At 71.7% G+C, this 3,662-nt stretch carries 4 protein-coding genes; 3 read left to right on the forward strand and 1 reads right to left on the reverse strand.

Annotation, left to right across the window (positions count from 1 at the left end; translation table 11 throughout):
• The first annotated feature begins 98 nt into the window (after positions 1–98).
• From QK444_RS34040 to QK444_RS34050, 3 genes are read left to right on the forward strand one after another with little or no spacing between them, the layout of a single operon-like run.
• Positions 99–734, forward strand: coding sequence for a precorrin-8X methylmutase (locus tag QK444_RS34040; RefSeq protein WP_282786126.1), 636 nt, complete (start codon positions 99–101; stop codon positions 732–734).
• Positions 731–2,473 (forward strand): precorrin-2 C(20)-methyltransferase, encoded by a 1,743-nt coding sequence (locus QK444_RS34045; RefSeq protein WP_282786127.1) that lies wholly within the window; start codon positions 731–733, stop codon positions 2,471–2,473. Before QK444_RS34040 ends, QK444_RS34045 begins: the two co-directional genes overlap by 4 nt.
• Positions 2,474–2,489: 16 nt before the next feature.
• A complete protein-coding gene (locus QK444_RS34050) occupies positions 2,490–3,056 on the forward strand; it encodes a PadR family transcriptional regulator (RefSeq protein WP_282786128.1) in 567 nt (188 codons plus the stop codon).
• Here the strand turns inward: QK444_RS34050 and QK444_RS34055 are convergent.
• Positions 3,049–3,662: cobalt-precorrin-6A reductase (locus QK444_RS34055; protein WP_282786129.1), on the reverse strand; the 614-nt coding region annotated here is incomplete at its 5' end. The two genes, QK444_RS34050 and QK444_RS34055, sit on opposite strands and share 8 nt — an antisense overlap.

Genomic DNA, 3,662 nt, shown 5'->3' on the forward strand with positions numbered 1-3,662 from the left:
CAGGTGGGTGCGTACGGCAGGAAGTTCGCACTCGGTTCGGGTTCACAGCCCGTACCCGGCGCGCGGGGGTCGCGCGCGCTCCTCTTAGTCTGGACGCCATGTCCGACGTGCGTGCCAGCTACCTCACCGACGGGGCCGAGATCTATCGGCGCTCGTTCGCCACCATTCGCGCGGAGGCGGAGCTGGCGCGGTTTCCGGCGGACGTGTCGCAGGTGGTGGTGCGGATGATCCACGCTTGCGGGCAGGTGGATCTGGCCGCCGACGTGGAATTCAGCACCGATGTGGTGGCGAAGGCGCGGGCGGCGCTGCGGGGCGGTGCGCCGATTCTGTGCGACGCCAAGATGGTGGCGTCGGGGGTGACGCGCAAGCGGCTGCCCGCCGACAACGAGGTGCTGTGCCTGCTGGATGATCCGAGGGTGCCGGAATTGGCGGCGGCGCTGGGCAATACACGCTCGGCGGCGGCGCTGGAGCTGTGGCGGGACCGGCTCGACGGGGCGGTGGTGGCCATCGGGAACGCGCCGACCGCGCTGTTCCATCTGCTGGACATGCTGGACGCGGGTGCGCCGCGCCCGGCCGCGGTGCTCGGGATTCCGGTCGGCTTCATCGGCGCGGCCGAATCCAAGCAGGCCCTGGCGGAATACGGCGGCGTGGAATTTCTGACGGTGCGCGGCCGCCGGGGTGGCAGTGCCATCACCGCCGCCGCCCTCAATGCGATTGCGAGCGAACAGGAATGAGCGGCAAGCTCTGGGGTGTCGGACTGGGACCGGGCGATCCGGAACTGGTGACGGTCAAGGCGGCGCGGGTGATCGGCGCGGCCGATGTGATCGCCTTCCACAGTGCCCGCCACGGCCGCAGCATCTCCCGCGGCATCGCGGCACCGTATATGCGCGCGGGCCAGCTCGAGGAGCATCTGGTCTATCCGGTGACCACCGAGACCACCGACCATCCCGGCGGCTATCAGGGCGCGATCGACGAGTTCTACGAATCCGCCGCCGCCCTGCTGGCGGACCATCTGGCCGCCGGCCGGTCGGTGGCCCTGCTCGCCGCCGGTGACCCGCTGTTCTACAGCTCCTTCATGCATATGCACCGCCGCCTCGCCGACCGCTTCGACACCGAGATCATTCCGGGCGTCACCTCGGTGAGCGCGGCCTCGGCGGCGCTGGGCACCCCGCTGGTCGAGGGCGACCAGGTGCTGACGGTGCTGCCCGGCACCCTGCCGGTGGACGAGCTCACCCGCCGCCTCCGGGAAACCGACGCCGCCGCCATCATGAAACTGGGCCGCACCTATCCCGGTGTGCGCCAAGCCCTCTCCGATGCCGGGCGACTCGACGACGCCTACTACGTGGAACGTGCCAGCAGCACCCGCCAGCGCGTGCTGCGCGCCGCCGACGTGGACGACGCCAGCGTGCCGTATTTCGCGATCACCGTCCTGCCCGGCCCTGAACCGGCGACCCCGATCCCGGTCATCACCGCGACCGTCGAGCGGCGCGCCGAACATGGCGACGCGCCCACCACCGCTCCGGCCCCGGCCTCCCCCCGCCCGGAACCCGCGACGGAGAACGCACCCCGCGGCGTGACCCCGATACGGCCCGCGACGTCGGACGGCCCGTCCGACACCGACGCCCCGCTTTTCGGGGCCCCCGCACGCCCTGCGGCGCGAGCACAGGCGACCGGCTCCGCGCACTCGACGAGCGCCACGCCAGAACCCGTGACCGACGGGCACGCGGCGCACGGCGAGGTGGTCGTGGTCGGCCTCGGTCCCGGCGCGGCCGAATGGACCACCCCCGAGGTCATGCGGGCACTGGCCGAGGCCACCGACATCGTCGGCTACAGCACCTATGTGAATCGTGTCCCCGAGCGTCCGGGGCAGCGCCGCCACGCCAGTGACAACCGCGTGGAGTCCGAGCGCGCGGCCATGGCCCTGGATCTGGCCAAGCGCGGGGGCAGGGTGGCGGTGGTGTCCTCCGGCGATCCCGGCGTCTTCGCCATGGCGGCGGCCGTGATCGAGGAGTCGGCAGATCCGCAGTGGCGCGATGTTCCGGTGCGGGTGCTGCCCGGGATGACCGCGGCCAGTGCGGTCGCGAGCCGGGTCGGCGCACCGCTGGGTCACGACTTCGCCATGATCTCGCTGTCGGACCGCCTCAAGCCGTGGGAGGTGGTGGCGCGTCGGATCGCCGCCGTGGCCGCCGCCGATATGGCCTTCGCCGTCTACAACCCGGCCTCCTCGCAGCGCACCTGGCAGGTGGCGGCCATGCGGGAGCTGGTGCTCGAACACCGCAAACCCGATACCCCGGTGGTGCTCGGCCGCGATGTGGGCGGCCCGACCGAATCGGTGCGGGTGGTGGCCCTGGCGGAGCTGGATCCGGCCGAGGTGGATATGCGTACCCTGCTCATCGTGGGCGCGTCGAGCACCACGGTGTTCGAGGCGCCGGGTGGGCCACGCGTCTTCACCTCCCGCCGCTACACCGATTAATATTCCATAGTGGAAGATGGCCCGGAGGAAGGGAGTGCAGGTGGCAGACGCATCGCAACGCCCGCTCAATTCGACGGCCGCGTCGCTATTGGGATTCCTGCACCAGGGCCCCATGTCCGGCTGGGATCTGGTCGCCCTGGCCCAGGACAAGATCGGTGACTTCTGGACCATCACCCAGAGCCAGGTGTATCGCGAACTCGCCACCATGCATCAGCACGGCCTGGTGGACAAGGGCGAGGCCGGCGCGCGCGACCGCACCCCCTACCGGATCACCGAGGCGGGCCGCGAGGCGTTCGCCCAGTGGATCGCCCGCGATCCGGGCGCGGAGACCATCCGGGTGCCGCTGCTGCTCACCCTGTCCTTCGGCGACTTCGTGGAACCCGACCGGCTGCGCCGCATCATCGACGCCAACCGGGAGATCCACGAACAGCGCCTGGCCGGATACCTCACCGGTCACGACGAGCAGCGGCAGTCCCCGTTCGAGCGGGCCACCCTGGATTTCGGCATCCGCTACGAACGCGCGGTGCTGGAATGGTTCGACCGGCTGCCCGAACTGCTCAGCGAGACCAGTCGGCTCACCTGAGCCGGTGCGCCGCGCGCAGCCAATCCCAGGCGGCAGCCACGGTTTCCACCGACCGCGCCCCCGCCGGCAGCGGCGGGCGGTCCACCACGACCACGGGCAGCCCGCGGGCGCGCGCGGCGTCGAGTTTGGCCTCGGTCTGCGCGCCGCCGCTGTCCTTGGTGACCAGGGCGGTGATCCGATGCGCCGCGAGTAGCGCCGTTTCGTCGGCGACGGTGAACGGGCCGCGTGCCAGCAGCAGTTCGTGCCGGGGCGGCAGCGCGTCCTCGGGCGGATCGATGGCCCGGATGAGGAACCAGTGCGCGCGCAGCGCGGCGAAGGCGCTCACGCCCTGGCGGCCGATGGTGAGGAAGATCCGGTCCCCCAGTCCGGCAACGGCTGTCGCGGCGGCGGACAGATCCGGCACCCGGATCCAGCGGTCCCCCGGGCGCTGCGTCCAGCCCGGTCGGCGCACGTGCAGGATCGGCAGCCCCAGACTCGCGGCGGCCGCGGCGGCATGGTCGGTGATACCGGCCGCGAACGGATGGGTGGCGTCGACCACGACCTCGATGCGATTGTCCGACAACCAGGTCCGCAGTCCGTCCACGCCGCCGAAGCCGCCGATCCGCA

Source organism: Nocardia sp. CC201C (assembly GCF_030010695.1).
GTDB classification, from domain to species: Bacteria; Actinomycetota; Actinomycetes; order Mycobacteriales; family Mycobacteriaceae; genus Nocardia; species Nocardia otitidiscaviarum.